This window comes from Pseudoduganella buxea (assembly GCF_009720835.1).
Taxonomy (GTDB): domain Bacteria; phylum Pseudomonadota; class Gammaproteobacteria; order Burkholderiales; family Burkholderiaceae_D; genus Rugamonas; species Rugamonas buxea.
The window spans coordinates 1-4,844 of sequence record NZ_WNKZ01000171.1 but is presented as its reverse complement, the minus strand read 5'-3'; the positions used below and the strand labels follow the sequence as shown (position 1 = coordinate 4,844).

General features: G+C 70.5%; 4 protein-coding genes. All 4 read left to right on the top strand.

Annotated features, from left to right (window positions below; genetic code table 11):
- Nucleotides 1-112 precede the first annotated feature (112 nt).
- Entirely contained in the window at nucleotides 113-1,408 is a 1,296-nt protein-coding gene (locus GM672_RS27105) for a hypothetical protein (protein ID WP_170300276.1), read from the top strand.
- Nucleotides 1,409-1,428: 20 nt separating this feature from the next.
- Nucleotides 1,429-3,609, top strand: a complete 2,181-nt coding sequence (locus tag GM672_RS27100; protein ID WP_155473607.1) for an 8-amino-7-oxononanoate synthase — start codon at nucleotides 1,429-1,431, stop codon at nucleotides 3,607-3,609.
- Nucleotides 3,606-4,664 carry an aminotransferase class I/II-fold pyridoxal phosphate-dependent enzyme gene (locus GM672_RS27095; RefSeq protein ID WP_211517450.1) on the top strand — a complete coding sequence of 353 codons (1,059 nt, stop codon included), beginning with the start codon at nucleotides 3,606-3,608 and terminating at the stop codon, nucleotides 4,662-4,664. Before GM672_RS27100 ends, GM672_RS27095 begins: the two co-directional genes overlap by 4 nt.
- On the top strand, nucleotides 4,661-4,844 hold a 184-nt coding region (locus GM672_RS27090; protein ID WP_211517449.1), incomplete at its 3' end, for a hypothetical protein. The genes GM672_RS27095 and GM672_RS27090, both read left to right, overlap by 4 nt.

The following is a 4,844-nucleotide window of genomic DNA, read 5'->3' as shown; positions in this document are numbered from 1 at the left end:
AGGGTGGCGCGGGCGGCGGCCAGGGCCGCTCCCAGCAGGGCGGGCGCGGCGCCAGCAGCGGCCGCTGGATGCGCCAGGGCCGCAAGATCGTCCTGTACGGCGCCTGACGGCCATGCGTCCCTACGCCGCCTGGCTGCTGGCGCAGGAAGCGCGCTCGCTGCTGAACCGGGTCGACCGCATGCAGCCCTTCGTGCTGATCGAGCCGATGGTGCCGGCGGCGGCCCTGCCGGATGCGGCGCAGGGGGCCATCGAGCGCCACCTGACCCTGGGCCGGCGCACCTTGCGCGCGCTGGTGCGGCAGTTCCTTGGCTGGCTGCACGGTCCTGGCGGGCGCCGGGCCACGGCGGCCCAGGCGCAGCGGCGTTTCACCTTCGTGCGCCTGCAGTTCAACGCCGCGCTGACCCAGTTCGACCTGTTCATCGACGTCGTCACGCAGCGCAGCGAGCATGGCAACGGCGTCTGGCTGGCCGGGCTGGACGTGGTCTCGGCCGATGCACTGCGCCTGCCGGGCCGTTACTTCGACTCGCCGCCGCTGGTGTGCTACCTGGACCGTGGCCCTGGCGCGGCGATCCGGCGGGCCCGCACGCGCCTGCCGGGCGGCGGCGAAAACCCCGTCGCCATCATCCGCGTGCCGCGCGAAAGGATGATCGGCAGCAGCATCGCTTCGTCGCTGGTGCACGAGGTGGGCCACCAGGGCGCCGCGCTGCTCGACCTGGTGGCCTCGCTGCGGCCGGTGCTGCAGGCCCTGCAGCATGGCGGCAGCGGCCCGCCCCGGGTGTGGCGGCTGTGGGAGCGGTGGGTGTCGGAAGTGGTGGCCGATTTCTGGTCGCTGGCCAAGGTGGGCGTGGTGGCGACCCTCGGGCTGATCGGGGTCCTCAGCCTGCCGCGCGTGTTCGTGTTCCGCCTGAACGGCGACGATCCCCACCCCGTGCCGTGGCTGCGCGTCAAGCTCAGTTGCGCGCTGGGGCGGCTGCTGTATCCGCACCCGCAGTGGTCGCGCATCGAGGCGACGTGGGATGCCTATTATCCGCTGGCCGGCCTGTCGCTGCCGGACCGCGAGCTGATGCTGGAACTGACGGCCAGCCTGCCGGCGATGGCCGCGCTGCTGGCCAACCACCGGCCGCGTGCCTTGCGCGGTGCCTCGCTGACCGAGGCCATGGCCGTGCGCGAGCGCCAGCCGGCCGTGCTGGCACGCCTGTTCCGCTGGTGGCACGCGGCGCCGCAGCGCATGTACGACAGCGCGCCGGCGCTGGTGCTGGCCGTGATCGGCCAGGCCCGGGCCGATGGCGAACTGGCGCCGGAAGACGAAAGCGTGCTGCTGGAGCGGCTGCTGACGCACTGGGCGATGAAGAATGCATTGCAGGCCGGGGCGCGCGGCATGGTGCCGGCGGGCGGCGGGATTGAGTGATTCACCATGAGGAGATCGACATGAGTACCAGGAAATTGGCCAGGGCAGGCGCGGCCGGCCCCGCGCAGCAGAATGGAACGATCAAGGTGACGGTGCGCGACCTGGGCAGCGGCATTCCGCTGGTGGGCGCCACCCTGCGCCTGTACCGGGGCCGCGATGCCCAGGGCGTGGTGCTGGAAACGTCCGGCCAGGCGCACCTGTTGAACTGGGAACCGAACGTGCACGAGGAACTGAAGGTGGACCGGACGGGCGAGCATGGCATCGTCACGTTCACCAACCTGGAACCGGGCGTGCACTTCGTCGCCTTCGACCATGTCACGCCCTTTATCGACAACCAGCCGGTGGTGGGCATGACGAAGGTGGACGCCAACACGATGCACGAGATGTTCATGGACCTCGACATCGACCCCGTGGTCAACCTGTCGTTCGAGCCGCCGGGCCAGTCCACCCGCACGGACGGCGCCTTCGTCGGCAACCGCGCCATCGTCGACGTCGCGTTCCGCGGCGTCGACAAGGCAGTCGGCGATGACGTGGTGCTGGAAGTGGACGAACCGTGGCAGCCCCGGTCCGGCCAGAGCTACTCCGCCGCGCAACTGCTGCGCAAGCCGGGCCGCTACCGCTTCGCCGGCGACCTGGTGTTCGCGCGCCGCGCCGGCCAGGTCGTGTCGACGCCGGGCATCGTTGCCGCTGCTGCGTCCGACGGCGGCAATGGCGGCGCGCGCCTCGGGCTGAACGCCGCCTTCGACGCGGAGGAACGTACGCCCCAGCCCATCTCGGGCAATATCGGCGTGTCGCTGTCGCGCACGGAGACCGAGCCGACCGAGGACCTGGCCCTGTGGACCTTGATCCGCAACAGCACCGAGGCCCTGTCCTTCAACAACTACATGGATTTCCTCGACCAGCTGTTCTGCGCTACCACGGGCGACGCGACCGGCTTCGAGAACGCCCGCTTCGGCGCCAAGACGGCCGCCTACAAGGCGCTGAAGGGCCGGCGCGCGCTGCCGTTCACGGATTCGGAAGCCTACCGCGTGCTGAAGGCCGCCACGGAGGCCTTCGTCATGGTCAACTGCGGCGTGCTGCGCTCGCCGTTCGCATTCGACCCTGTCAACGACAACGCCTACCTGGACCGCCGCGACATCCCGTCCGGCGGCAGCCTGGAAGACACCCTGGTGCAGGACTACCTGGAATCGGTGGGCGGCACCAAGATGCTGCCCTATCTGGCCGTGATCCGCCGCAAGCTGCCGGACGTGCCGATCCTCGTGCCGAACCAGAACGAGGAGGCCGAGCTGTGCTTCGGCATCATCCAGGACCGGCTGGCCAACCCCTGCCTGATCGAATTGATCTGGAACTACTGGCAGGAGGAGGGCATGCTGGTGCAGACGATGAACGTCATCACGCAGCGCTTCCAGAACCTGCGCGGGCCGCAGGTCACCGATCCGCTGGCGAACACGGAAATCGACATGCTGCGGCCCCTGAACAACCTGTTGTGGGGTTATACGCAGGACGAGCAGCACCGCCTGACAGTGGTGCGCCGCAACTATGAGTACGACCATCACTACGGCATCCGGCTCGACGGCAAGGCGGTGCGCAATATGCGCGCGGCCGACAGCCGCTCGAAGTTCCTGGAAGCCTTCCATCACCTGCTGCGGCTGTTGACGGCTTTCTACCGGCAGGACGACGACACCACCGTCAAGGCCGATGCCTTCCCGATCCTGAACGCGCTGAAGGAAGTGCACCTGATCCTGTCGCAGGGCGCGCACAACCAGTACGGCGATCTGCCGTCCACAGCCCGCATCGAGATGCTGATGCAGCAGTGGCTGCTGGCGCGGCCGGAATTCCGCGAATTCCTGCCCACCCGCGTGATGGTGGCATATCCGGAACCGTGGATGGACCGGGTCGACGCGATGAAGAAGCTGCAGACGTGGAGCGACACGAGCGTGATGCACTTCCGGAACCTGGCCATCTTCGGCGAGCAGCTGCTGCTGTCGATTCGCTTCGGCCACTGGAGCGACGTGTACGAAGCCACCCAGGCCTTCAACTGGGCGCGCTTCTGGCGCCCGCAGGCGCAGGGCTACATCCACGCCTACCGCGCCGCCACGGGCGTCGACCTGTCGATTGACGCGGTCAATCCGGCCGAGGAGGCGATGCTGCCATCGCTGCTGCTGCGGCAGCGCCTGGCCCAGCAGCAGCGCGGCGCGTGAGTGCCGGCGCCCCGGCCGACTTCACCAGCGCCCTGTACCTGGGCATGCGCCATCCTACGTGGGCGCTGGACGGCTGGCCGGCGCTCACCCTGGGCAAGCCGGCGGCCCTGCAGGAAGTGCCGGGGGCCGCCGCCGTGGCGCGCGAACTGGCGCACCTGCAGGGCTGCGCGGCAGCGACCCTGCTGCCGTCCACCTTGCACCTGTTCTGGGACCTGTTCGGCATGCTGGGGCGCGAACGGCTGGCCGTGCTGGTCGACGAAGCCGCCTACCCGGTGGCCTGCTGGGGCGCCGAACGGGCAGCCGGCATGGGCCTGCCGCTGCGCCGCTTCCGGCACGGCGACGTGGCCGAATTGGCCCGGCAGGTGAAGTACTGGCGTGACGCCGGCCGGCGGCCCGTGGTACTGGCCGACGGTTACAGCCCGGGCGGCACCGGCCCGCCGCCCCTGTCGGCTTACGCGGCGCTGGCGGCAAGGGCCGGTGGCCTGCTGGTGCTGGACGACACGCAGGCGCTGGGCGTACTCGGTCGCCACGGCGGCGGCTCGCTGGTGGCGGCAGGCCTGGCGCGCGGGCACGCCGCCAACGCCATGGTGGTGGGGGCGTCCCTGGCCAAGGGCTTCGGCGTGCCGATGGCGGTGCTGGCGGGGAGCAGGGCCCTGATCGACCGTTTCGAGGCCGACAGCGACACCCGGCTGCACGCCAGCCCGCCTTCGCTGGCCGCGGTGCACGCGGCGCGCAATGCCCTGCGGCTCAACGCGGCTCGTGGCGATGCCCTGCGGCGTGCCCTGGCCCGGCGCATCGGCCAGTTCCGCGCGGCTCTGGCGGCGATGGGGCTGGCCTGCACGGGCGGTGCCTTTCCGGTGCAGACAGTGCGTCTGCCGGCGGGCAGCAATCTGGCTGAATTGCATGGGGCGCTGCGGCGGCGGGGCGTGCTGGCGCTGCCGCAGTGCCGGGGCAACGCGGCGCGGCTGACCTTCCTGCTGCGCGCGGACCATACGGCCGCCGAGATCGAGCGGGCGGCCGCCACGTTGGACGAACTTGTACGGGAGCTGACATGAACGACGAATACGGCAGTTTCGAAACGCTGGAACTTGGCGGCATGCAGGACGAGGAGGAGTGGGCTGGCGAATACGAAGCGGATGGGGAGATGGAGGAGGAGCGGGGACGCTCGGCGGGTCGTGGCATGGGCGGTGGACGAGGCGCGGGCCGTGGCCCGGCGCGCGGCGGCGCCGGCCGCA

Bases quoted from the DNA above. Each gene is read 5' to 3' on its own strand.
- GM672_RS27105 (WP_170300276.1), top strand. From the start codon at position 113: ATGCGTCCCTACGCCGCCTGGCTGCTGGCGCAGGAAGCGCGCTCGCTG.
- GM672_RS27100 (WP_155473607.1), top strand. From the start codon at position 1,429: ATGAGTACCAGGAAATTGGCCAGGGCAGGCGCGGCCGGCCCCGCGCAG.